The organism is Xenorhabdus beddingii (genome assembly GCF_002127545.1).
Classification (GTDB): domain Bacteria; phylum Pseudomonadota; class Gammaproteobacteria; order Enterobacterales; family Enterobacteriaceae; genus Xenorhabdus; species Xenorhabdus beddingii.
In genome coordinates this window covers 101279-123976 of sequence record NZ_MUBK01000007.1, presented here as the reverse complement: position 1 = coordinate 123976, position 22698 = coordinate 101279, and the positions used below count along the sequence as shown (strand labels likewise).

Sequence of the window (22698 nt, the reverse complement as noted above, 5' to 3'; positions counted from 1 at the left end):
ATTCTTGTTTGTTAATTAAATTAATTTATTATTTATCAATATGTTATATATTTTTATTTTATTTTTGTTTTATGCGTTTTTAATTGGCATAATACGCCGAGTTTAACGAATTATTAGGAGATTTAGCTGATGTTAAAACAAGAGATGATCAAAAAATTAAATGAGCAATTAAACCTGGAATTCTACTCTGCGAATTTATACTTGCAAATGAGTGCATGGTGCAGTGACAAAGGATATGAAGGTGCGGCAGCATTTTTGAGAACTCATTCACAAGAAGAAATGCAGCATATGCAGCGTTTGTTTGATTATTTGGGTGACACCGGCTCAATGCCTGTACTGGGCGCCATTCAAGCTCCTCCGGTTGAATTCAGTTCTATCGCTGATGTCTTTAATCAGACTTATGAGCATGAAAAATTGATTACGGAAGAGATCAATAAACTTGCTCATGTCGCAATGGTGACACAGGACTATTCTACTTTTAACTTCTTGCAGTGGTATGTTGCTGAACAGCATGAAGAAGAAAAATTGTTCAAATCTATTCTGGATAAACTGAGTCTGGTGGGTGAAAGTGGCAAGTCGCTGTTCTTGCTGGATAAAGACCTAAAAGGTCTGTCTATGGCTCAAACCCATGCCTAAGGGTGCGTTAAACACATTTATCTGAACCGCTTTTTCACCGTAGTTCCCGCTTTTTCGTTTATTTTTGAGGCAGGAATTACGGTTCTTTTCGTTTTTGCCCTCATTTTTGCGTAGTGCCTCACAGGTCAAGACATTACCTTTCGATTATCGCAGATTAAACAGTTCTTTTGATATAGAATTCCCGCCTAAGGATAAAAAATTCACCTGTATATTAAAGGGTTATCTATTATGTTTATTTATAACATCCGTTCATCCTGGGCCAAATTATCTACTCTTGTTGTTCTGTTTGTCGGTATGTCCTGTCAACAAGCCTTGGCTCACGCACATTTGAAAGATCAAATCCCCGCAGAAAATACGACTGTTGAAGCGGCTCCACAAGTCATTACTCTGAGTTTTTCAGAGCGAATTGAACTGGGTTTCAGTAAAGTAAAATTGATTGGCCCAGAAAAAACAGCAATTAAAACAGGAAAGCTGGAACTTGATCCTGAAACCAAAACTAAACTCATCCTGCCAGTTGAAGGCAAACTTGCTGCGGGAGAATATAGTGTTGACTGGCGTGTACTTTCTGTCGATGGTCATAAAACAAAAGGCGTTTATAGCTTCACTGTAAAATAATGATCTCTCTAGAGGCACTCTTTGTATTCTGCCGTTTTTCTCATTTTATCGTCGTCATGCTGATGTTTGGCTTGAGTCTGTTCACAGTGATGCTCAGTTCCGATCACTTTTCGCGGCTGATGGGAGAACGGTTGAAGGTTGGTATTTTAATCAGCACCGTGCTGGCTTTCATCACTTCCATCGTCTGGTTTACTGTACAGGCTGGGTTAATGGGGGATGGCTGGCATGATGTTTATGTTCCGGATGTTTGGCGGGCTGTGTTGGCAACCTCGTTTGGGCAAGTGTGGCAATGGCAGTTATTGGCGGCAGCGTTTGCTGTTATTGGGTTATTTCTTTCCAGTACTCAGACCAGAAATCTTCTGTTATTGGGTTGTTCGGTCATTTTACTCTCCAGCCACGCGTTCATTGGTCATGCAGCCATGCATGAAGGAAACCTGGGGTTATTACTGCAAGCCAATCAGGTTATTCATTTACTGAGTGCGGGGTATTGGTTTGGTGGATTATGGCCATTCTTATTGTGTCTGCAACTTTTACGTTTGAAAAAGATACCGATGCGTTTGAAAAAGACATCGGAATTAAATTTATACCGTGATAATACCGATACAATTAATGGCACATGTGCAGGAAATGTAGGCAGCAGTGAAAATATCGCGGCTAACATATATGCAGAAAGTGTCGCGGCCATGAGAAAATTTTCCCTTTATGGGCATTTTGCCGTTTTTCTGGTGATTGTGACGGGAATTGTGAGTAGCGTGATTTTAATTCCGGGTTGGCCTGCTTTCAATCGCGCTATTTCTGAATACCAATCCATGTTATGGCTGAAGATAGTTTTGGTCATGGGGATGGTGCTTTTGGCATTGATTAACCGTTATATTTTAGTTCCTAAATTGAAGCAGCAAGGTTGTTATCAACTGTTGATCATCAATAGTTGGTTAGAGATTATTCTAGGAACATCGGCATTATTATGTGTGGCGATTTTTGCAATGCAGCCTCCAGTATAATTCTTGAATGATTGGTGCAATTCTGGGTACATATACAGGGAAATTAGCGATAAAATCAGATTATGTGTCCATCAGGGGAATGATAATGAAACGAGTATGTTGGGTTTTGCCTTTTTTGCTTCTCTCTTTTCAGGGAGTCAGTGCGCCGATACAAACCATCAGCAAATTACAATTTGGTCAACAATGGGCATTTACCCGCGAAGAGGTGATGCTTGATTGTCGCTCAGATGGGGCGCTGTTCGTGATAAATCCCAGTACATTAATGCAGTATCCATTAAATGAGTTAGCAACAAAACTTATGAAGTCTAATAAAGTTATTGCAACATCATTAGATACGATCCTCTTAGGTGATCCAGAAAATCCCAATCAAAAAATGAGCATTGAACCATTCCAGAAAGCGGCATTGGCTCTGTGTGATCATTCAAATGATAAAAAGCAATGACTGGTTAATATTTTTAACGTGAATAGTGACCTCTATCGACCCGATAAGGGATAAAATTTGGTAAATAATGCCATGTCAACTACGCTTTAGAGGGTAAGTTGTTCTACGTCTCAATGGCAACTTTTGCGCAAGGCTCTTTGATAGAGCCATTTTCCCTAGGCCGAGTAAAGGAGTGGACTCGGCCTTTTTTTATTTATTATGAGGAACGGGTATTTTTACTCTCTTTTTAATAAATTATCTTATTTTCTTATGTATATAATGAGTGGTTGGAAGAAAACAATCGTTCTGAATATCGATCAGGTGTTTTATAATAAAAACATGAGCAAGAACACGTTCTGGCTGCAAATCAGGCTATTTTTTAATATAAGCTGTGATATCTGCCCGAATTTCATAAGTAAATTCTGGTAAAAATAGTAAAAGGAAATTTAAATTCTGGAGAACAGCCTGTGTTCCGGGGAAATATCCGTTTTGCCAGGACATTTTTTCAGAAATAATCGGCTGAATAGGGCAAAACTTTAATGTAAAGTTTTTGTTTTGATTTTGTTAAAATATCATCTATTTTATAGGGCTTATGGATAGGAACGAATTTTATAAAGAGCTAACAGATAGCTTGATGGCGCTGCTATCAGGTGAATATGATTTTATAGCTTCTCTTGCCAATGCGAGTGCATTGTTATATGAACGTTTGGATAATGTTAACTGGGTTGGCTTTTATTTAGTGGATGATGATACCCTGGTATTAGGGCCATTTCAGGGTAAAAACGCTTGTGTTCGCATTCCCGTAGGAAAAGGTGTATGTGGAACCGCGGTTGCAGAGAAATGTATACAGCGTATTTCTGATGTGCATGATTTCCCCGGTCATATAGCCTGTGATGCCGCTAGTAATGCTGAAATTGTTCTTCCTCTGGAAATTAATGGGCAAGTTATTGGGGTTTTGGATATTGATAGCACGGTTTTTGATCGGTTTGACGAGAACGATGAAAATGGCTTGGAAGCGCTAGTTATCAGGCTTTGTAAACATTTGGGACAATGTGTTATGTCAAAATATCTACAACAGAACGTAACTTAACATACGTATAACGTGGCATTTATCAGCGACGCTATTATAATGTCGCCTGTTCATGCCTGCGCTGAATTGGCAAAACCGTTGTAATCAGGAAATTTCATGGAAAATCAACCTAAGTTGAATAGTAGTAAAGAAGTCATTGCTTTCTTGGCTGAGCGTTTCCCGCTTTGTTTCGTAGCAGAAGGTGAAGCACGTCCTTTGAAGATTGGGATCTTTCAGGATATCGTTGAGCGTATTCAGGCTGAAGAGTGTTTAAGTAAAACACAGCTCCGTTCTGCCCTGCGCCTGTATACTTCCAGTTGGCGCTATCTGTATGGCGTGAAAGAAGGAGCACAGCGTGTTGACCTTGATGGGAATGTGTGTGGCGAGTTGGAAGCCGAACATATTGAACATGCGCGTCAGCAATTGGCAGAAGCAAAAGCGCGAGTACAGGCTCAACGCGCTGAACAGCGTGCCAAGAAGCGTGAAACTGAAAACGTATCTGAAAAGAAAAGTGAACGCCCTGTAAGCAAAAAGGCGGCTCCCCGTCGTCAAAAGACATCAGGTGAGGGTGAAAAACGCCCATCCCGTTCACAAAACAGTCTACAACAATCGCGTAAACCAGCAGATAAAACCACAAAGAAAACTGTACAGTCTGAGTTAACCTCAGTCACAGACGTATCCGCTTTGAAAGTCGGCCAGACAATCAAAGTCAATGTAGGAAAAAGTTTAATGGATGCTTCCGTGCTTGAAATTGCGAAAGATGGTGTAAGGGTGCAGTTACCTACTGGTTTGGCAATGATTGTACGCGCAGAACACTTAAAGTTCTGATACGGAGGCCAACTTGGGCATGAACAAACTCATTACTTTGGCTTTCGTTTTAGGTCTATCATTTTCTAGTACAGGATATTCAGATACTGCCAATGGCAATATTGCCAATAGTAATAATGTTACTAATAGTAGTAATGTGACTAATGGTGGTAATGTTACCAAAAGTGATAATGTCACCCATGGCAACGCTGCCCCGAGTCATAACGCCGCAGTTATTAGCCTGAGCCAATTGCCAGATCTAAAACCGGAGCCACAGCATTCTACTGTAAGCAAGCGAATTGTTTCTCGTTTGCTGCGTTCTCATTATCGCAAGTTTTATCTGGATGCTGATTTTTCAGGAAAAATATTTGACCGTTATCTGGACCAGCTAGATTCTGGACACAATGTTTTTTTGGCATCGGATATAGTGCCATTTGCGGCTCAAAAGGGCATGTTAGGAAAAGAGCTTGAAAATGGCGATCTGAAACTGCCTTATGCCTTGTTTAATTTAATGCAAAAGCGTCGCTTTGAACGCTATCAATATGTACTTTCCCGCTTGGAACAGCCCATAGATTTGAACGGGCATGACTCGATTGACACAAAGCGTTCTAAAGCGCCTTGGCCAACGAGTGTTGAGGAATTAAATAAACTTTGGGATGCCAAAATTAAATTTGACTGGATAAACCTCAAATTATCGGGCAAAAATGATAAGGAAATCAAAGAAACACTGACTAAACGTTATCGGATGTCATTGAAACGCTTCACGCAAATCAAAAGTGAGGATGTTTTTCAAAGTGTCATGTTGTCTTTTACCCATGAAATAGACCCTCATACCAATTACCTCTCACCTCAAAATACAGAGTTGTTTAACTCAGAGATGAGCCTTTCTCTTGAAGGGATTGGTGCTGTTTTACAGCATCAAGATGATTATATCGGTATCCATGCACTGCTTGCAGGTGGCCCAGCGGCTAAAAGCAATTTACTGAAAGTTGGGGATAAAATCATTGGTGTTGGGCAAGTTGGCAAGCCGATTGTAGATGTTATCGGATGGCGTTTGGAAGATGTTGTTACCCTGATCAAAGGGCCGAAAGGGAGTAAAGTTCGCCTTGAAATTATTCCAAGCACAAAAGGGGCCAAAAATCACATTGTCACCTTAACCCGTGAGAGTATCCGCATCGAAGATAGTGCAGCCAAAATGTCGGTGAAAACTGTCGGCAAGCAAAAGGTAGGCGTTCTTAGTATACCGAGCTTTTATGTTGGCCTGACTAACGATGTAAAAGTCCAGTTGCAGAAACTGACGAAACAGGGCGTGTCCGCGGTTGTGATTGATTTACGTGACAATGGTGGTGGTGCGTTAACAGAAGCGATATCGTTGTCTGGTTTGTTTATCGCTACAGGTCCGGTTGTTCAGATCCGGGATAACATCGGTAAGATCAACGAGGAATCAGATACGGATGAAGCAATCTATTATAAAGGCCCTCTGGTCGTTTTAGTGGGTGGTAGCAGCGCTTCTGCATCTGAAATTTTTGCTGCTGCCATGCAGGATTATGGTCGAGGGTTAATTGTAGGAGAGCCAACTTTCGGTAAAGGTACTGTTCAGCAACATCGTCCTCTGCATCGGATTTATGATCAGATGCTGAAACCTGATTGGCCGAGTATTGGCTCGGTGCAATATACCATACAAAAATTTTATCGGATAAATGGTGGCAGTACTCAGTTGAAAGGTGTAACGCCTGATATCATTATGCTCACAAGGGAAGACCCTGATGAAACAGGTGAAAGCCAAGAAGATAATGCGTTACCTTGGGACAGTATTCAACCTGCCAATTATACTTCCTCTAAAGTGATTTCAGAGTTAACTCCGTTATTGACCAAATTGCATAATCAACGTGTTGCTAATGATCCTGAATTTAAATATATCAAAGAGGATCTTGCGTATTACAAAGTTATCAAAGGGCGTGATGGTGTTTACTCTTTGAATTATGCACAAAGAGAGAAAGAAAATACGGAATATGAAACAACTAAGTTGAACCGTTTCAATGAGCGTTTTAAACGGGAAGGGAAAAAACCGCTTAAGTCACTTGATGATTTACCAAAAGATTATAAATTACCTGATCCGTACTTAGATGAATCGGTAAAAATTGCGCTAGATTTAGCGCATCAGCCAGCCGAAATGGCTATAACGAAATAGTAGTAAAATCGTTATTAATAAAAGGCCGGCTCAATAGCTGGCCTCTTTTTGTTATATTGTAAGCTATATTGTAAAGTTATGTTGATAATGTCGCTTAACACCTTAAAAAACTTGAATAATATGGGCAAAGTCCCCATCTTATGGCTTAACTCTTGGTTGAACTGTTTGATAATTAAAGGAAGCAAATTTATATGATGAGAATAGCCTTGTTTCTTCTCACTAACCTTGCTGTCATGGTAGTGTTCGGGATAATACTCTCACTGACAGGAGTCCAGCGGAGTAGTGTTACTGGCCTCATGATTATGGCTGGTTTGTTTGGTTTTGGTGGTGCATTCATTTCTTTATTAATGTCGAAATGGATGGCTCTTCGCTCTGTGGGTGGGCAAGTTATCGAAAAGCCTTCCAACGAAACTGAAGCCTGGTTGATGGAAATTGTGCGTCGTCAGTCAGATCAGGTTGGAATTACCATGCCGCAAGTCGCTATCTATGATGCTCTTGATATTAACGCATTTGCGACAGGAGCACGCCGTAATGCCTCTCTGGTCGCCGTTAGTACGGGGTTGCTAAACAATATGAGCCGTGATGAAGCAGAAGCTGTCATTGCGCATGAGATTAGTCATATCGCCAATGGTGATATGGTAACGATGACGTTGCTACAGGGGATTGTGAATACATTTGTTATTTTCATCTCCCGTATCATTGCACAGGCTGCAGCAAGTTTTCTCTCAAGCAATGATGATGAAAGCGAAAGCAGCAGTAATGGCAACCCCATCGTTTATATGGTGCTTTCCATGGTGTTGGAGATCGTATTCGGTATTTTGGCCAGTATTATCACCATGTGGTTTTCCCGTTACCGCGAATTCCATGCGGATGCAGGATCAGCGAAATTGGTTGGACGTGAAAAGATGATCGCCGCGTTACAACGTCTTAAAACCAGCTACGAACCCCAGGAAGAAGGGCGTATGATGGCATTTTGCATTAATGGTAAGTCTAAGAGTTTCAGTGAATTATTCTTATCACATCCACCGTTGGATAAGCGTATTGAAGCGCTGCGCAGTGGTGAGTATATAAAATAATGTCATAGTCTTCTTGGCAAGAAGCCTGAGTAACAGTAACTTATTACGAACACTTAAATTATTTCTAATAGAAAGCCGGGGAGCAGCATGATCCCCGGCTTTTTTGATCATGCAAAAGGAAGTGGGGTAGTGCGTTATAAAAAAGCCTCCTTTAACCAAAAGGTTCAAAGGAGGCCAAACGCTATTTAAGCGGATTAGGATTGGCTTAATGCCACGTTTTCATCTTGCTCAAATATTTTTTTATCAGTCTGTCCCATTAATTGACTTGTGATTGTACCTGCGGCCATTGCGCCATTTACATTTAATGCGGTGCGGCCCATATCAATGAGAGGTTCAACAGAAATGAGAAGTGCTACCAAGGTAACTGGCAACCCCATGGCAGGTAAAACAATCAGTGCTGCAAAGGTTGCTCCACCACCAACACCAGCAACACCCGCAGAGCTGATCGTGACAATTCCGACGAGAGTCGCAATCCATAAAGGATCAAAGGGATCAATCCCCACCGTTGGCGCAACCATGACAGCCAACATGGCTGGATAAATACCGGCACAGCCATTTTGACCGATAGTTGCACCAAAAGAAGCCGAGAAACTGGCAATAGATTCAGGTACACCGAGACGGCGAGTCTGTGTTTCTACATTCATCGGAATACTTGCGGCACTGGAACGGCTGGTAAACGCAAATGTCAGTACAGGACCCGCTTTTTTAAAGAACTTCAGTGGATTAATACCAGTCAGTGTCAGAAGCCCGCCATGAACGACAAACATTAAACCGAGGGCAATATAGGAAGCGACGACAAAATTACCTAATTGTGTAATATCGTGAATATTGGAACTGGCGACAACTTTAGTCATCAAAGCCATGACGCCATATGGGGTCAGGCGCATCACTAATCTAACCAGTTTCATTGCCCATGCTTGCATCGTATCAATGGCAACAAGGGCCCGTTCACCGCGCTCATGATCATCTTTAAGCATTTGTAATGCAGCAACGCCTAAAAATGCTGCAAAAATCACAACACTGATAATGGAAGTCGGGTTCGCCCCGGTTAGGTCAGCAAAGGGATTTTTAGGGATAAAAGAGAGAATGAGCTGAGGTACACTCATATCTGAAACTTTACCAATATAATTGGTTTCAATGGCTGATAAACGAGCTGTTTCTTGCGTGCCTTGAATTAATCCTGCTGCACTCAGTCCGAACAAATTGGCGATTATGATGCCGATTAAAGCGGAAATCGCAGTAGTGAATAGCAAAGTGCCTATAGTCAGGAAACTAATTTTCCCTAAAGAAGATGCTTTGTGCAGACGTGCGACGGCACTTAGGATAGAAGCGAAAACCAATGGCATGATAACCATTTGTAATAGCTGTACATAACCATTACCGACGATATTGAACCACTTAATCGACTCCTTCACAGTAGGATTGTTTGTGCCATAAATGATGTTCAATGCCAGCCCAAAAAGGACACCTACGACCAGAGCCACAAGCACTTTCTTGGACAAACTCCATTTATTTGAACTCGTTTTTGCTAATAAAATAAGTAGTACCACAAAAACGAACCCGTTGATGATGAGTGGTAAATTCATCCCTAGTCTCCAAAATTTTTATATCCTTTATTTCCAAGTTGCGGCGTTTTTGGCTGCGCTGTAACTTGCAATCTATTGGATATAAATATAGTTATATGATTTTTCTGTATGGCATGTAACCGCATTCTGTGGGGATAGATAAACCCTTTTATTTTTCAAGCCGCTGTTTTGTGGTTTGAACTTTACCGGAAACATGCCATGAAATGTGTAAAGAAGAATAGTATCAGTATAAGAATTCTCTTTCTTATAATTAAATGGAATTTAATATAATTGTTTTTCACTAATTAGCTCGATTAGTTATATTCCCTAATCCATTGATATCTTGTTTTTTCTGTTTTGGCTGACATGAGATGTAGTCTATTGATTTTAAAGATTTATCTGTGAAGCGGCAAAAGACAATTTAAAAGAATTTTTTATGTTTTTAGATAACCCTATTTTTTCAAATAGGGTTATTATTTTGTGAAGATACAATCAGTTAACTACTTATAGAGATTCTGTAGCTTATCAATTTGCAATTTATCAAACGGCAATTTGTCGAACTGAAATCGTTCAAAGTAGTCAGTAAGTGAAGAAGTAATGTGCTGTGGAAGAATAATGGCGATGACGACGACCAGAACCGAAATGAACCGTTCGGCTTTTTTACGTGGCTTATCCTTACCTCTAATAATAGGGATACAGAAACGTGTCTTCAGTGGCCATAAAAGCGGGATACCGGCAGGAGTCAGCATATCGGCGATCAAATGGCTGATATAGCCCACAACCATGGCATGAACAAAATCAGTTGGAATAGGCCAATCCGCAGGTATTTCAGTCTGAAATAGAATAATGCCTACCATCAGAGCTAATAGACTGTGCGTGAACCCACGGTGACCACATAGTCGCGAAATTGGAATGGATATAAAGCGGAATAATCTGCCTAAAGTTGAGCTTGGGTGATCAATATCAGGTAATAATGAAGCCAGAAGTACGCCAGGAAGCATATGTAGCCAATCTCCCTGTGCTATTTCTGGTGTGATTTCTAGCTGGTGAGCCAATACAAGGCTGGCAACGGAAAAAAGAAGATGCCCTTCTGCTGTCATAACTATTTATACTTATTTACTAATTTATTTATGTTAATTGCTGTTTATACATACAGTTGACAGTATAGAGGGTTTTGCATAGAGATGGTAGAGGGTAAATAAGAAAAATCTTTATTTATTAGTATATAACACTTTTATTTAATCTATTTTTGCCTATATCAGCTAAAAAATAGCCTGCGTTGCCAGATGGGAGAGGATCTGGCAACGCAGTAGTTATCAGGATAGCGATTAGATAATGGTGATTAGGTAATATTTGCTATAGTCAACTTTTCCAGTGAATTCAACTTGATATCAGCCAATGACCACCGGAGATCATCGAAATGGTGAGCTGCCGGAATGACAATGGAGCGCATTCTTGCGGCTTTGGTTGCTATCATGCCGTTAAATGAGTCTTCCAGCGTAATGCAATGAATGGGTTCAACACCAAGTTGACTGGCGGCCTGCAAATAAACGTCAGGGTGTGGCTTGCTGTAAGGTAAGTCGGCAGCAGAAACGACGACATCAAAATAGTGCCTCAAGTTGAACAGTTCAAGCACTTGTTCAAGCATTTCGTAGGGGGATGCAGAAGCCAGGCCAACTTTCAATCCATTCTCGCGGCAGAGGTTAAGCGCATATTCTACGCCAGGTAGCAAGGGGCGGTTTTCTTTGACTAATTGCACTACGTGATTGATGATACGTTGTGCAACTTCATTTTTTGAGTGGCCTTGCCAAGGTGATGCCTGATACCATAACTCAACAACCTTATCGATTCGTAATCCCAGTGTATCAGGCAGTTTTTCTGCTAAAGCCAAATCCAGCCCCAATGCACTGAATACACTCTTTTCGCCTTGTTCCCAATAGGGTTCGGAATCAATGAGCAAACCATCCATATCGAAAATGACTGCTTTTATGGGTAAACAAAATGACATCTCATATTTCTCCGCGGTAATGATAGTGACTGATAAGATTTGATTGTAACAATCCCTGTGATTTAAATCTCGTTGTAGATTGATAACAAAGAAAAAATAGGTTTTTAGGCAAAACAGAAAACGACGCTATAAATAGGGTTAAAGTTGGTTCCTTATGAGCTATCAGCTATCATTGATTAAAAATAAAATGATCTATACCCAATGAATTTCAAGATGCAGCTTTGTTAGCTGCATCTTGAAAGACGACGGATATATGTTAATGGGGAAAATTAATGACATACAAACAAGCTGGATATGTTGCTATTACTAAACGGATCTTGGGCTGGATTATTTTTGTACCGGCTTTTTTGTCAACTTTGACTTCTGTGATCAATCTGGTATGGCAGAATGGTGTCAAAGGTGATGGTATTAGTGCGGTATTGAACGATTTTCTCAAAATGATGGTAGAAATGATTAAACTTAATACACCATTTTTGGATTTTTTTTGGAAGCACTCCCCAACTCCTGATCAGATCGTTGGAATTACAGGGGCAAATGTCAGTTTCTTTATTATCTATATTTTAATGTTTGTTGGTTTGGCGATGAGTGCATCTGGATTGAGAATGTATCGCCAGTTTAAATTCATCAAAGAACATATTGAAGATCAAATGGTTTTAGAACAGGCTAAGGAAAGTGGAATTACTAAGGAGCAATTGGAAGCGAAAATTAAATTTCCCCGCCATTCTTTATTCAGCCAGATTTTTACCCTTTATATCTCCCCCATGATTATTGGTGCGATTGCTTATTTTTTGGCTAAATTATTGGGTTGGTAATGCAACAAAAAAACCATCTTTAATATATAAATTCTTCCTTGCTTTTTTATTTTTAAATCAAAATGTTAACTCTGATTTTTATCGTGATTGGCCGTTCAGAGTTAACAATGATGATGTTTATTTGTCAATGCCAGATTGATAAGGTTTGCTCATAATTATTCGGACAGGAGTTTATCTATCATATTTTGCACTATGATAAAGTTATCGCCTCCAAACAGGTTGCATCGATTCAATAAGTAATAGAGTTGGTAAATGGGTTGGCGCTCAGTGAAGTCTTGTGGCAAGGGCCATATACTCTGGTAACCATCAAAAATTTGTAAGGGAAGGTCTGAGTAAAATGGCAGCATTGCCAGATCACATTCACGATCTCCCCAATAGCAGGCGGGATCAAATATGACTGCACCATCACCATTCAGCGATGCACAGTTTGTGGGCCATAGGTCGCCATGAAGGAGAGAAGGCTGGGGGTGATGGGAATGTAATTTGTCATTGATTGTTTGGACAATCAGGTTGATATCGCCAAACATCATTCCCTTATCAGCGGCAAGCTGCAATTGCCATCCTATGCGCTTTTCTGCATAAAACTGATTCCAACGCTTTTGCCACCCATTAGGCTGTATGGTAGTTGCCAGCATATTATCAAAATCAAAACCAAATTTAGGCTGCTCGCTCCATTGATGCAGCTTCGCAAGATGTTGACCAAAACAATAGGCACTATGAGCATTAAATGGTTTTATAGGCAAAAACTCGAGTAAAAGAAAACTAGAGTCACGATCGTGCCCTACACCATAAACTGCGGGCACGCGGGTTGTTTTGCTACGAGCCAGTAATTCCAACTGTTCTGCTTCTGCTGCAAAAACTGGCAGCATTTCTTTCACGTTGGATTTGATAAAAATATGCTGTTCAGCATATTTGATGCTCCAGGAACGGTGAATGTCGCCTCCTGATAATTCCGTTTTATCGTGAATTTCGGCGTCATCAAAATGCTCACTTAATAGACGGTTCACAGTTTGCCACATGATTCACCTCATTAAGTTGACAATTGCTATGTTCATATTACAGACAGATGCAACATTTGAACAGGCTAAAAAGGATTTTAATAGCAATTAATAAGGCCATATCTCAAATTGGATATGGCACTTGGCACTCTGATGGGTTAATTGGAATGGGTTAATTGGATTCTTCGGAAATTGACAATGTTTGCGAGGGTGTTTCTTCTGACTCTTCTTTGTTCACTTTCTTGCGAGCTAATTTTATTTGGTTATAAATAAGTGCGATAGCGAAAAAGATGGCTTGAATGATGACGATACAAGGCCCTGTCTCACCATCAATATGGAAACTGACAATCGTACCGAGCACACTGGATGACACTGAAGCAATCGTTGCAACAATGAGCATGCGATCAAAACTCCGGCAGAGGACAAAAGCAATAATGCCAGGCGAGATCAGCATGGCTATAACGAGGATAATACCGACGGCTTGCAGGGATGCAACAATCGTTAGGGCTAACAAAGATAATAAGCCGTAATGAAGCACTTTCACTGGAAGGCCAACTACCCGTGCCTGATTGGGGTCGAAGCAGTAAAGCATAAAATCTTTTCGTTTCAATAACACAATAGCCAGCGTGATCCCGGCAATACATAATGTTTGGATCAATTCATCTTGGGTAATGCCAAGTATGCTGCCGAATAGAATATGTGTCAGGTGTTGATCGGTATCTATACGAGTAAACAAGACTAAGCCAAACGCAAACATACCCGAAAAAACAATTCCCATGACTGTATCTTCTTTGATCCTGCTGTGTTCTTTCAGATATCCGGTGGCAAATGCACAAAATATACCTGAAAGAAAAGCGCCTACTGCAAGGGGGATGCCTGCGACGAAAGCCAGCACGATGCCAGGCAGGACGGCATGGGATATAGCATCTCCCATCAGAGACCAGCCTTTTAAGACCAAATAACAGGAAAGTACAGCACAAACCGCACCCACCATGATGGCAGCAAAGATAGCCCGCCGCATAAATTCGTGCATGAAGGGTTCAGTAATTAATTCAATCAATGTATTCATGGACGTCTTTCCTGAGTCAACGCCAGAGATTCCTTTCTGGCTCGTTTGCGAGCAGCTAGTGTGCCATGTTTGGGAGCAAAGAAAAAAGCTAGCAGGAAAATCACTGTTTGCAGTGTGACAATCACGCCGCCAGTGGCACCATTAAGGAAATAGCTTATATATGCACCGATACCACTGGTAAGTGAACCGATAGCAACTGCAATGATCAGCAGGTGTTTAAATTTATCTGTCAATAGATAAGCAGTTGCTCCGGGCGTCACCACCATCGCGATAACCAAGATGGCGCCTACCGTCTGTAATGCAGCAACAGTACAGGCACTTAATAAAGTAAAGAAAATGATTTTTAAGCGTAATGGTGATAACCCAATGGAACGTGCGTGGGTTTCATCAAAGAAAACAACCAGTAAGTCTTTCCAGATCAGCATCAAGATAATAAAAGAAACGGCGATAATGATTTCGACTTGTAAAACATCTTCATCAGCAATCCCCAAGATATTACCCAGAATAATAGTTTGTACATTTACGGATGTAGGATTGAGAGAAACGATCAGCAATCCGACAGCAAAAAAAGTGGAAAATATAAACCCGATCACGGCATCTTCACGCAATCGGGTAATATGACGCACTAGTGTCATTGATAATGCCGCCAGCATACCGGTAAAAAAAGCGCCCCCCGCATATGGCAAGCCGAGAGCATACGCGCCTGCGACACCGGGCACAACGGAGTGGGAGAGGGCATCGCCCATCAGTGACCAACCTTTCAGCATCAGATAAGCCGATAAAAAAGCACAAACAGCCCCGACGATGGCACTTACCCATATGGCTTTTACCATGTAATTATAATTGAATGGCTGTAAAAGCAGTTCCATCATGGTTGGTTTTCCTTTTGTTTTGGACTTTGCCGAGGTGGAACATGGTGATTATGTCCATAGAAAACGGCGGCACGTTCATCATCAGTAATGACGGTCAATGAACGTGGATCATCATCTTCATGCAGTTCAGAACCGGAAAGATTAATATGGCGCAAGACCCCGCCAAAGGTGATTTCCAGATTTTTTTGGGTAAACGTAGTTTCAGTGCGACCACTGGCTAACACCGTGCGGTTGATCAAAATAACATGATCACAAAATTCAGGGACACTGCCGAGGTTATGGGTCGAAACCAAAACCAAATGCCCTTCATCCCGTAATTCACGAAGTAAATCAACAATGGCATTTTCTGTTTTAACGTCTACCCCTGTAAAAGGCTCATCCAACAGTAAAACTTTGCCTTCTTGGGCAAGAGCCCGGGCTAAAAATGCGCGTTTTTTCTGTCCTCCTGAAAGCTCGCCAATTTGTCGATCACGAAGCTCCGTGAGTCCAACACGTTCAAGCGCTTCATTCACGATTTGATGATCACGTTTGCTGGGGTGGCGTAAAAATCCCATTTTTCCATAACGCCCCATCATGACAACATCGGAAACTAAAACCGGAAAATTCCAGTCTACATCTTCAGTCTGCGGGACATAGGCGATGATATTTTGCTTTAGCGCGGTTTTTATAGGCTGTGCATTGAGGGTTACTTTTCCCTGAGAAGGAGTCACTAGCCCCATGATCGTTTTAAATAGGGTGGATTTGCCACTGCCATTCATACCGACCAGCGCACAAATCGTTCCGCCAGCAATATTGAAACTGGCATCATAAATGGCGGTATGCCCATTGTTATAAGTGACGGTGGCATTATCAACAACTAAATGGGGCTGCTCAAATAATGGCTGGCGTTTTAACAAGGTATGATTCATTGATTAAATCCTTTTGCGATGGTGTCTACGGTGGTATTCAGCAGATCAATATAAGTAGGCACAGGCCCCTTCTGGGTAGAAAGTGAATCTACATAAAGCACACCGCCGTAGCGGGCTCCTGTTTCTTTGCTGACTTGTTTTGCCGGTTTATCTGAAACCGTACTTTCACTGAAAACAACGGGGATCTTGTTGGCTCTTACTGTATCAATGACATGGCGAACTTGTTGAGGAGAACCTTGCGCTTCGGCGTTGATCGGCCATAAATACACTTCCTTGAAACCATAATCTTGTGTGAGGTAGCTGAAGGCTCCTTCACTGGTAACTAACCAACGCTGTTCTTCAGGAATGCGGGAGAGACGTTCCCTGAGCGGGGCATCTAATTGAGCAATTTTTCCTGCATAAACTTTGGCATTGCGATTGTAAATTTCAGCATTGGCCGGATCGTGTTTAACAAGGGCACTGCGAATATTTTCAATATAAATCAGTGCATTTTTAGGTGACATCCAAGCGTGAGGGTTGGGATTTTTGCTGTAAGGCCCTTCACGAATGGGCAAAGGAGTAATACCTTCGGTAATGACAGCGGTAGGTATGTCTTTCATATTTTCAAAGAAACGTTCGAACCAGCGCTCTAAATTTAAGCCATTCCAAAGAATGAGGTCTGCACGCTGTGCTTTAATAATATCTTTAGGTGTTGGTTGGTAATCGTGGATTTCTGCGCCAGGTTTCGTGATGGATTCGACAATGGCGGCATCACCCGCGATATTTTGCGCCATATCTTGAATGATAGTAAATGTCGTAACAACTCTGAACGTCTTATCTGCATGGGCTTGTTGACTGAAGACAATCATTGTGAATAGGGCAATGACTATATTAAGTATCGGTAAAGCAGAGAGAGAACGTTTTTTGTTCATTATGGCAAGCCTTATTGGTTATATCTATAATCTTGATAATGATTATCAGTATCGTTTGAGTGAAGTCAAGGTGATATCAGCGAAATTAATAATAGATTTATCAGACTTTCCTTTACTTTGTTGATTAGTATGCCAGTAGCGAGCCATATGTGAACAAAAAATCAGCATCTTATCCAGGGTCATCTAAGATTAATGGATTAATTCATTCGGATAAGCAACAGAAAAATACTTTTGGCTTATCGATAAAATTATATATCCTTTACAGGATTAATTTTATTTGGGGAAAGCAGCGTGAAATTAAGGTTTCGTTATATTGTGTTGGCACTATTGTTGACAGGATGCACGGGTCAAAAAGCACATCAGGCAGATATCAACAGGCAACCAGCAACAGGGCGCATGTTGGATGGCAATAACGTTATCTCTGGTTCACGTAAATTGGTAAATAAATCTGAACCCACTCTATTTGATGCCTTTATTGAGAAAGCGGCAAAGCGTTATGGTGTTGATGAAACCCTTATCAAAGCGATTATTCAAGTGGAATCCGGCTTTCGTCCAGAAGTGGTCAGTAAATCAAATGCTGTTGGACTAATGCAAATTAAGGCAACCACGGCGGGGCGGGATGCCTATAGAATGAAAGGCAAATCAGGGCAGCCAACGGTGCGTGAATTGAAAGATCCTGAAACTAACATTGACCTTGGCACCGCTTATATCAGCATCTTGAAAAAACAGCACCTGGAAGGTATCTCGAATCCAGAAACGTTGTACTATGCAACAATAGTCGCTTATGTAAATGGTGCGGGGGCATTGTTGCGTACATTTGATTCAAACCGGACTTTGGCAATTAGTAAAATCAATCGAATGACCCCAAATGAGTTTTACCAATATGTTCAAAATAATCACCCTGCATCACAGGCGCCACGTTATTTATGGAAAGTAAAGAATGCCTACCGTGCCTTGGCAGCTATTCAGTAACTGAAAATTATTAAGCAATTGATCAACCTGATTTAATACCAAGATAAACTATTTTAACACCGACTCTATGTGATAGTATGTCGGGCGAGTTAGGGCAAATGTACGGGATACTTTTGAACGTGTGTTCTTAAACATGTACACATCTTGCGGAGTGAAGCAAGAGTTTGTTTCTAACGTGCTGATTAATAATAAATTTGATTTGATGCAAGTGATCTTTCGTGCGGATCACCACTGTATATAAGGATTTTAAATGCCTGTAATTACTCTTCCTGACGGTAGTCAACGTCAATTTGAGCATGCTGTTTCCGTCATGGATGTGGCTCGTGATATCGGTGCTGGCTTGGCAAAAGCGTGTATTGCTGGCCGGGTTAATGGTGAGTTGGTTGATGCTTGTGAATTAATTGAAACCGATGCCAATCTTGCGATTATCACCAGTAAGAATGAAGAAGGTCTGGAAATCATTCGTCATTCATGTGCACATTTATTGGGTCATGCAATTAAACAATTGTGGCCTGGCGTGAAAATGGCGATTGGTCCTGTGATTGATAATGGTTTCTATTACGATGTCGATTTGGACCGCTCTTTGACGCAGGAAGATATCGAGTTGCTTGAGAAGCGGATGCTTGAACTTGCCAAAAAAGACTACGATGTCATTAAGAAAAAAGTGAGTTGGCAGGAAGCACGCGACACATTTGCGGCTCGTGGCGAAGAATATAAGATTCAGATTTTGGATGAAAATATCAGCCATGATGATCGTCCGGGTCTGTATCACCATGAAGAATATGTTGATATGTGCCGTGGGCCGCATGTTCCGAACATGCGTTTCTGCCACCATTTCAAACTGCAAAAAGTGGCAGGGGCATATTGGCGCGGCAATAGCGACAACAAAATGTTGCAGCGTGTTTACGGTACTGCATGGGCGGATAAGAAGCAGCTTAATGCCTATTTACAGCGTCTGGAAGAAGCCGGAAAACGCGATCACCGTAAAATCGGCAAACAGCTTGATTTATACCACATGCAAGAAGAAGCGCCTGGCATGGCGTTTTGGCATAACGATGGCTGGACAATTTTCCGTGAATTGGAAACATTTTCGCGGGTTAAATTAAAAGAATACCAGTATCAGGAAGTGAAAGGCCCATTCATGATGGACCGTATTCTGTGGGAAAAAACCGGTCACTGGGAAAACTACAATGAGCACATGTTTACGACTTCATCAGAAAACCGTGAATACTGTGTAAAACCCATGAACTGCCCAGGGCATGTCCAGATTTTTAATCAGGGCTTGAAATCCTATCGTGACTTACCGTTGCGTATGGCAGAATTTGGTAGCTGTCATCGTAATGAACCATCAGGGGCATTGCACGGATTGATGCGTGTGCGTGGCTTTACTCAGGACGATGCTCATATTTTCTGTACCGAAGAGCAGATCCATCAGGAAGTCAGTAGCTGTATCAAAATGATTTATGATGTTTACAATACCTTTGGTTTTGAGAAGATTGTTGTTAAGTTATCAACTCGCCCAGAAAAACGTATTGGTACGGAAAAACAATGGGATGAAGCAGAAGCCGATCTTGCTGAAGCCTTGAACCAAAACGGTATTGAATTTGAATATCAGCCGGGTGAGGGGGCATTTTATGGCCCTAAAATTGAATTTACCCTATATGATTGTTTGGATCGTGCGTGGCAATGTGGTACTGTGCAACTCGATTTTTCACTGCCTGCGCGTTTGAGTGCGTCATATGTAGGTGAAAATAACGAACGTAAGGTTCCTGTAATGATTCACCGTGCGGTTCTGGGTTCTCTGGAGCGGTTCATCGGTATCCTGACAGAAGAATATGCTGGTTTTTTCCCAACATGGTTGGCTCCTCAGCAAGTCGTCGTCATGAATATTACTGACGGTCAGGCAGATTATGTACAAGAATTGGTTAAAAAACTTCAAGATGCAGGCATTCGTGCAAAAGCAGACTTGAGAAACGAGAAGATTGGTTTTAAAATCCGTGAACACACTCTGCGTCGTGTACCTTACATGCTTGTTTGTGGTGATAAAGAAGTCGAGTCAGGAAAAGTATCTGTCCGCACTCGCCGTGGCAAGGACTTAGGTAGCATTGACGTCAATGAGTTTACAGAAAAACTGCTGACAGAAATACGCAGTCGTAATCTTCATCAATTGGAGGAATAAGGTATTAAAGGCGGAAAAAGAATTCAACCGGCGCGCCCAAATCGCATTAATGAAGAGATTCGCGCCTCTGAAGTTCGTTTAACTGGATTAGATGGCGAGCAGATTGGCATTGTCAGTCTGAGAGAAGCTCTTGAGAAAGCTGAGGAATCTGGTGTTGATTTGGTGGAAATTAGCCCAAATGCCGAACCGCCGGTTTGTCGTATTATGGATTACGGCAAGTTCCTCTATGAGAAGAGTAAGTCAGTCAAAGAACAGAAAAAGAAACAAAAGGTTATTCAGGTTAAGGAAATTAAATTCCGTCCTGGTACAGATGAAGGCGACTATCAGGTCAAACTACGCAACCTGATTCGTTTTCTGGAAGATGGCGATAAAGCCAAAATCACCCTGCGTTTTCGTGGGCGTGAAATGGCGCACCAGCAGATTGGTATCGAGATGCTTACCCGCATCCGTGATGATCTGAGTGAACTGGCAGCAGTTGAATCCTTCCCCTCGAAGGTTGAAGGCCGCCAAATGATCATGGTGCTCGCTCCTAAGAAGAAATAGTCAGGCAAACAAGTAATCGACTCCGGCTAATTCCGGTTGGGGTCTATTCGCCTTACTAGTTCGTTGTAATTAACAATGCGAAGTGGAAATTAAAATGCCAAAGATTAAAACAGTACGCGGCGCAGCTAAACGCTTCAAAAAAACCGCGAGTGGCGGTTTCAAGCGTAAGCACGCTAACCTTCGTCACATTCTGACTAAAAAATCAACTAAGCGTAAGCGTCATTTACGTCCGAAAGGCATGGTCTCCAAAGGGGATCTGGGCCTGGTTGTTGCTTGCCTGCCATACGCATAAGCAAATTTTTTAGATTAGAACTCAGAGACGATAGGAGAAGTATATGGCTCGCGTAAAACGTGGTGTTATTGCCCGTGCACGTCACAAGAAAATTTTAAAACAAGCGAAAGGCTACTACGGTGCTCGTTCGCGCGTTTATCGTGTTGCTTTCCAGGCTGTTATCAAAGCTGGTCAGTACGCTTACCGTGACCGCCGTCAGCGTAAACGTCAATTCCGTCAATTGTGGATTGCTCGTATCAACGCTGCTGCACGTCAGAACGGCATGTCTTACAGCCGTTTCATCAACGGCCTGAAAAAGGCTTCGATTGAAATCGACCGTAAGATTCTGGCTGACATCGCTGTATTCGACAAAGTAGCATTTGCTGCTCTGGTTGAAAAAGCGAAGGGCGCTCTGGCATAAGTCAGGTTAGAAGAGGGAGCTTGCTCCCTCTTTTACTTTTTCCCCAAACATGGCTTATTATGTGTTCAGTCTACGGTTGAACAGTCTGTTGCTTAGACCTGAATGGCAACCGGCAGATTACGATTAGCCAAATTCAAAAAGATGACAGGAGAGAAAAGCAAAATGATGAAATTAGCCTTTTTTCGTTTCTTTTTTTACTTTAGCGCCTGAAAATAGGGGGCTTTGCGCGTAAGAAAAGAAACGAAAAACAGCGCTTGAGCCTCCAGTGTGGAGGCTTTTTTATTTTTATGGCCTCATCAATAGATCATTTGAGGACATAGTCGATAACAACTAAAGGGCCATCTGGCCAAAGGAAGAGGAAAACGATGTCACATCTTACTGAGCTGGTTGCAAAAGCAAAAGCAGCCGTCGAAGAAGCCCAGGATGTTGCCGCGTTGGATTTGGTGCGAGTTGAATACCTGGGAAAAAAAGGCCATTTAACCCTCCAGATGTCATCGCTGCGTGACTTATCCGCTGAAGAACGTCCAGCGGCAGGGGCTGTTATTAATCAGGCGAAACAGGAAGTTCAAGAATCATTGAATGTGCGTAAAGCAAAGCTGGAATCAGATGTCCTGAATGCACGCTTGGCAGCAGAAAAAGTTGATGTTTCATTGCCTGGCCGCCGTATGGAAAATGGTGGATTACATCCTGTTACCCGCACGATTGAACGTATTGAAACTTTCTTTGGCGAGTTGGGTTTTTCGGTTGAATCTGGCCCGGAAATCGAAGATGACTATCATAACTTCGATGCCCTGAATATTCCTGCGCACCATCCTGCACGTGCTGATCATGATACATTCTGGTTTGATGCAACACGTCTGTTGCGTACCCAGACTTCTGGGGTACAAATTCGTACCATGCAAGGTAGTCAGCCCCCAATCCGTATCATTGCCCCTGGGCGTGTATACCGCAATGATTACGATCAAACTCATACCCCAATGTTCCATCAGGTAGAGGGATTAATTGTTGATAAAAATATCAGCTTTACCAACCTGAAAGGCACACTGCATGACTTTTTGAACAACTTCTTTGAAGAAGACATGCAGGTTCGCTTCCGTCCTTCCTATTTTCCATTCACGGAGCCTTCCGCAGAAGTTGATGTGATGGGCAAGAATGGCAAATGGTTGGAAGTGTTGGGTTGCGGTATGGTACATCCGAACGTATTGCGTAATGTCGGTATTGATCCTGAAGTCTATTCTGGCTTTGCCTTTGGCATGGGAATGGAACGTCTGACCATGCTTCGTTATGGTGTGACAGATTTGCGTGCATTCTTCGAAAATGATTTACGTTTCCTCAAACAGTTTAAATAAGGCG

The 22698-nt window shown here is 41.8% G+C and carries 24 protein-coding genes and 1 other annotated feature; of the genes, 16 read left to right on the top strand and 8 right to left on the bottom strand.

Annotation, left to right across the window (positions count from 1 at the left end; genetic code table 11):
* Positions 1-129: 129 nt before the first annotated feature.
* From ftnA to htpX, 8 genes are all read left to right on the top strand, one after another.
* A complete protein-coding gene (gene ftnA, locus Xbed_RS06295) occupies positions 130-636 on the top strand; it encodes a non-heme ferritin (protein ID WP_086112068.1) in 507 nt (168 codons plus the stop codon).
* A 228-nt stretch (positions 637-864) separates the two neighbouring features.
* The gene (gene copC / locus Xbed_RS06290; protein WP_086112067.1) at positions 865-1251 is read left to right on the top strand and encodes a copper homeostasis periplasmic binding protein CopC; all 387 of its coding nucleotides are present in this window, start codon (positions 865-867) and stop codon (positions 1249-1251) included.
* Positions 1251-2252, top strand: a complete 1002-nt coding sequence (locus Xbed_RS06285; RefSeq protein WP_086112066.1) for a CopD family protein — start codon at positions 1251-1253, stop codon at positions 2250-2252. The genes copC and Xbed_RS06285 overlap by 1 nt, the downstream gene beginning before the upstream one ends.
* 85 nt (positions 2253-2337) lie before the next feature.
* On the top strand, positions 2338-2694 hold the full coding sequence (locus tag Xbed_RS06280) for a YebY family protein (protein ID WP_086112065.1): 357 nt from the start codon (positions 2338-2340) through the stop codon (positions 2692-2694).
* A 571-nt stretch (positions 2695-3265) separates the two neighbouring features.
* On the top strand, positions 3266-3763 hold the full coding sequence (locus Xbed_RS06270) for a GAF domain-containing protein (RefSeq protein WP_086112063.1): 498 nt from the start codon (positions 3266-3268) through the stop codon (positions 3761-3763).
* A gap of 96 nt (positions 3764-3859) precedes the next feature.
* Entirely contained in the window at positions 3860-4570 is a 711-nt protein-coding gene (gene proQ, locus Xbed_RS06265; RefSeq protein ID WP_086112062.1) for an RNA chaperone ProQ, read from the top strand.
* Between the two features lie 19 nt (positions 4571-4589).
* Positions 4590-6740 (top strand): carboxy terminal-processing peptidase, encoded by a 2151-nt coding sequence (gene prc, locus Xbed_RS06260; RefSeq protein ID WP_086112061.1) that lies wholly within the window; start codon positions 4590-4592, stop codon positions 6738-6740.
* Between the two features lie 191 nt (positions 6741-6931).
* On the top strand, positions 6932-7816 hold the full coding sequence (gene htpX / locus Xbed_RS06255) for a protease HtpX (RefSeq protein ID WP_086112060.1): 885 nt from the start codon (positions 6932-6934) through the stop codon (positions 7814-7816).
* A gap of 194 nt (positions 7817-8010) precedes the next feature.
* On the opposite strand, the gene Xbed_RS06250 is transcribed toward htpX, so the two are convergent.
* The 3 genes from Xbed_RS06250 to hxpB all read right to left on the bottom strand — a co-directional run bounded on the left by Xbed_RS06250 (position 8011) and on the right by hxpB (position 11389).
* Entirely contained in the window at positions 8011-9402 is a 1392-nt protein-coding gene (locus Xbed_RS06250; protein ID WP_086112059.1) for an L-cystine transporter, read from the bottom strand.
* Between the two features lie 479 nt (positions 9403-9881).
* Entirely contained in the window at positions 9882-10481 is a 600-nt protein-coding gene (locus Xbed_RS06245; RefSeq protein WP_086112058.1) for a metal-dependent hydrolase, read from the bottom strand.
* A 242-nt stretch (positions 10482-10723) separates the two neighbouring features.
* Positions 10724-11389 carry a hexitol phosphatase HxpB gene (gene hxpB, locus Xbed_RS06240; RefSeq protein ID WP_086112057.1) on the bottom strand — a complete coding sequence of 222 codons (666 nt, stop codon included), beginning with the start codon at positions 11387-11389 and terminating at the stop codon, positions 10724-10726.
* 272 nt (positions 11390-11661) lie between these two features.
* Here hxpB and Xbed_RS06235 point away from each other — a divergent pair, with 272 nt between their 5' ends.
* A complete protein-coding gene (locus Xbed_RS06235; protein WP_086112056.1) occupies positions 11662-12201 on the top strand; it encodes a YniB family protein in 540 nt (179 codons plus the stop codon).
* A 155-nt stretch (positions 12202-12356) separates the two neighbouring features.
* On the opposite strand, the gene Xbed_RS06230 is transcribed toward Xbed_RS06235, so the two are convergent.
* The 5 genes from Xbed_RS06230 to Xbed_RS06210 all read right to left on the bottom strand — a co-directional run bounded on the left by Xbed_RS06230 (position 12357) and on the right by Xbed_RS06210 (position 16959).
* A complete protein-coding gene (locus tag Xbed_RS06230; RefSeq protein WP_086112055.1) occupies positions 12357-13220 on the bottom strand; it encodes a fructosamine kinase family protein in 864 nt (287 codons plus the stop codon).
* 151 nt (positions 13221-13371) lie between these two features.
* Positions 13372-14268 (bottom strand): metal ABC transporter permease, encoded by an 897-nt coding sequence (locus tag Xbed_RS06225; RefSeq protein ID WP_086112054.1) that lies wholly within the window; start codon positions 14266-14268, stop codon positions 13372-13374.
* Positions 14265-15140 carry a metal ABC transporter permease gene (locus Xbed_RS06220; RefSeq protein WP_086112053.1) on the bottom strand — a complete coding sequence of 292 codons (876 nt, stop codon included), beginning with the start codon at positions 15138-15140 and terminating at the stop codon, positions 14265-14267. Before Xbed_RS06220 ends, Xbed_RS06225 begins: the two co-directional genes overlap by 4 nt.
* On the bottom strand, positions 15137-16048 hold the full coding sequence (locus tag Xbed_RS06215) for a manganese/iron ABC transporter ATP-binding protein (protein WP_086112052.1): 912 nt from the start codon (positions 16046-16048) through the stop codon (positions 15137-15139). Before Xbed_RS06215 ends, Xbed_RS06220 begins: the two co-directional genes overlap by 4 nt.
* Positions 16045-16959, bottom strand: a complete 915-nt coding sequence (locus tag Xbed_RS06210) for a metal ABC transporter substrate-binding protein (protein WP_086112051.1) — start codon at positions 16957-16959, stop codon at positions 16045-16047. Before Xbed_RS06210 ends, Xbed_RS06215 begins: the two co-directional genes overlap by 4 nt.
* Before the next feature lie 291 nt (positions 16960-17250).
* Between Xbed_RS06210 and Xbed_RS06205 the strand changes: the two genes are divergently transcribed.
* From Xbed_RS06205 to pheS, 7 genes are all read left to right on the top strand, one after another.
* Positions 17251-17931 (top strand): transglycosylase SLT domain-containing protein, encoded by a 681-nt coding sequence (locus Xbed_RS06205; protein ID WP_244182415.1) that lies wholly within the window; start codon positions 17251-17253, stop codon positions 17929-17931.
* 250 nt (positions 17932-18181) lie between these two features.
* Positions 18182-20110: a threonine--tRNA ligase gene (gene thrS, locus Xbed_RS06200; RefSeq protein WP_086112050.1), complete on the top strand. Its 1929-nt coding sequence runs from the start codon at positions 18182-18184 to the stop codon at positions 20108-20110.
* Between the two features lie 3 nt (positions 20111-20113).
* Positions 20114-20653: a translation initiation factor IF-3 gene (gene infC / locus Xbed_RS06195; protein ID WP_086112049.1), complete on the top strand. Its 540-nt coding sequence runs from the start codon at positions 20114-20116 to the stop codon at positions 20651-20653.
* 94 nt (positions 20654-20747) lie between these two features.
* On the top strand, positions 20748-20945 hold the full coding sequence (gene rpmI, locus Xbed_RS06190; protein WP_006118955.1) for a 50S ribosomal protein L35: 198 nt from the start codon (positions 20748-20750) through the stop codon (positions 20943-20945).
* Between the two features lie 43 nt (positions 20946-20988).
* On the top strand, positions 20989-21345 hold the full coding sequence (rplT, locus tag Xbed_RS06185) for a 50S ribosomal protein L20 (protein ID WP_010847342.1): 357 nt from the start codon (positions 20989-20991) through the stop codon (positions 21343-21345).
* Between the two features lie 102 nt (positions 21346-21447).
* Complete coding sequence (gene pheM, locus Xbed_RS20660) at positions 21448-21555, top strand: pheST operon leader peptide PheM (protein WP_139837460.1); 108 nt, start codon at positions 21448-21450, stop codon at positions 21553-21555.
* Positions 21505-21629, top strand: a sequence feature (Phe leader region). (Overlaps the previous gene by 51 nt.)
* A gap of 81 nt (positions 21630-21710) precedes the next feature.
* Positions 21711-22694: a phenylalanine--tRNA ligase subunit alpha gene (gene pheS, locus Xbed_RS06180; protein WP_086112048.1), complete on the top strand. Its 984-nt coding sequence runs from the start codon at positions 21711-21713 to the stop codon at positions 22692-22694.
* The last annotated feature ends 4 nt before the right edge of the window (positions 22695-22698 follow it).

Excerpts from the sequence above, each read along its gene's own strand:
- prc (WP_086112061.1), top strand. The coding sequence starts at position 4,590 with ATGAACAAACTCATTACTTTGGCTTTCGTTTTAGGTCTATCATTTTCT.
- hxpB (WP_086112057.1), bottom strand. The coding sequence starts at position 11,389 with ATGTCATTTTGTTTACCCATAAAAGCAGTCATTTTCGATATGGATGGT.
- Xbed_RS06280 (WP_086112065.1), top strand. The coding sequence starts at position 2,338 with ATGAAACGAGTATGTTGGGTTTTGCCTTTTTTGCTTCTCTCTTTTCAG.
- ftnA (WP_086112068.1), top strand. The coding sequence starts at position 130 with ATGTTAAAACAAGAGATGATCAAAAAATTAAATGAGCAATTAAACCTG.
- pheS (WP_086112048.1), top strand. The coding sequence starts at position 21,711 with ATGTCACATCTTACTGAGCTGGTTGCAAAAGCAAAAGCAGCCGTCGAA.
- Xbed_RS06250 (WP_086112059.1), bottom strand. The coding sequence starts at position 9,402 with ATGAATTTACCACTCATCATCAACGGGTTCGTTTTTGTGGTACTACTT.
- Xbed_RS06210 (WP_086112051.1), bottom strand. The coding sequence starts at position 16,959 with ATGAACAAAAAACGTTCTCTCTCTGCTTTACCGATACTTAATATAGTC.
- Xbed_RS06235 (WP_086112056.1), top strand. The coding sequence starts at position 11,662 with ATGACATACAAACAAGCTGGATATGTTGCTATTACTAAACGGATCTTG.
- Xbed_RS06270 (WP_086112063.1), top strand. The coding sequence starts at position 3,266 with ATGGATAGGAACGAATTTTATAAAGAGCTAACAGATAGCTTGATGGCG.
- Xbed_RS06220 (WP_086112053.1), bottom strand. The coding sequence starts at position 15,140 with ATGATGGAACTGCTTTTACAGCCATTCAATTATAATTACATGGTAAAA.
- Xbed_RS06230 (WP_086112055.1), bottom strand. The coding sequence starts at position 13,220 with ATGTGGCAAACTGTGAACCGTCTATTAAGTGAGCATTTTGATGACGCC.
- Xbed_RS06245 (WP_086112058.1), bottom strand. The coding sequence starts at position 10,481 with ATGACAGCAGAAGGGCATCTTCTTTTTTCCGTTGCCAGCCTTGTATTG.
- htpX (WP_086112060.1), top strand. The coding sequence starts at position 6,932 with ATGATGAGAATAGCCTTGTTTCTTCTCACTAACCTTGCTGTCATGGTA.
- Xbed_RS06225 (WP_086112054.1), bottom strand. The coding sequence starts at position 14,268 with ATGAATACATTGATTGAATTAATTACTGAACCCTTCATGCACGAATTT.
- proQ (WP_086112062.1), top strand. The coding sequence starts at position 3,860 with ATGGAAAATCAACCTAAGTTGAATAGTAGTAAAGAAGTCATTGCTTTC.
- thrS (WP_086112050.1), top strand. The coding sequence starts at position 18,182 with ATGCCTGTAATTACTCTTCCTGACGGTAGTCAACGTCAATTTGAGCAT.
- rpmI (WP_006118955.1), top strand. The coding sequence starts at position 20,748 with ATGCCAAAGATTAAAACAGTACGCGGCGCAGCTAAACGCTTCAAAAAA.
- Xbed_RS06215 (WP_086112052.1), bottom strand. The coding sequence starts at position 16,048 with ATGAATCATACCTTGTTAAAACGCCAGCCATTATTTGAGCAGCCCCAT.
- copC (WP_086112067.1), top strand. The coding sequence starts at position 865 with ATGTTTATTTATAACATCCGTTCATCCTGGGCCAAATTATCTACTCTT.
- rplT (WP_010847342.1), top strand. The coding sequence starts at position 20,989 with ATGGCTCGCGTAAAACGTGGTGTTATTGCCCGTGCACGTCACAAGAAA.
- pheM (WP_139837460.1), top strand. The coding sequence starts at position 21,448 with ATGGCAACCGGCAGATTACGATTAGCCAAATTCAAAAAGATGACAGGA.
- Xbed_RS06285 (WP_086112066.1), top strand. The coding sequence starts at position 1,251 with ATGATCTCTCTAGAGGCACTCTTTGTATTCTGCCGTTTTTCTCATTTT.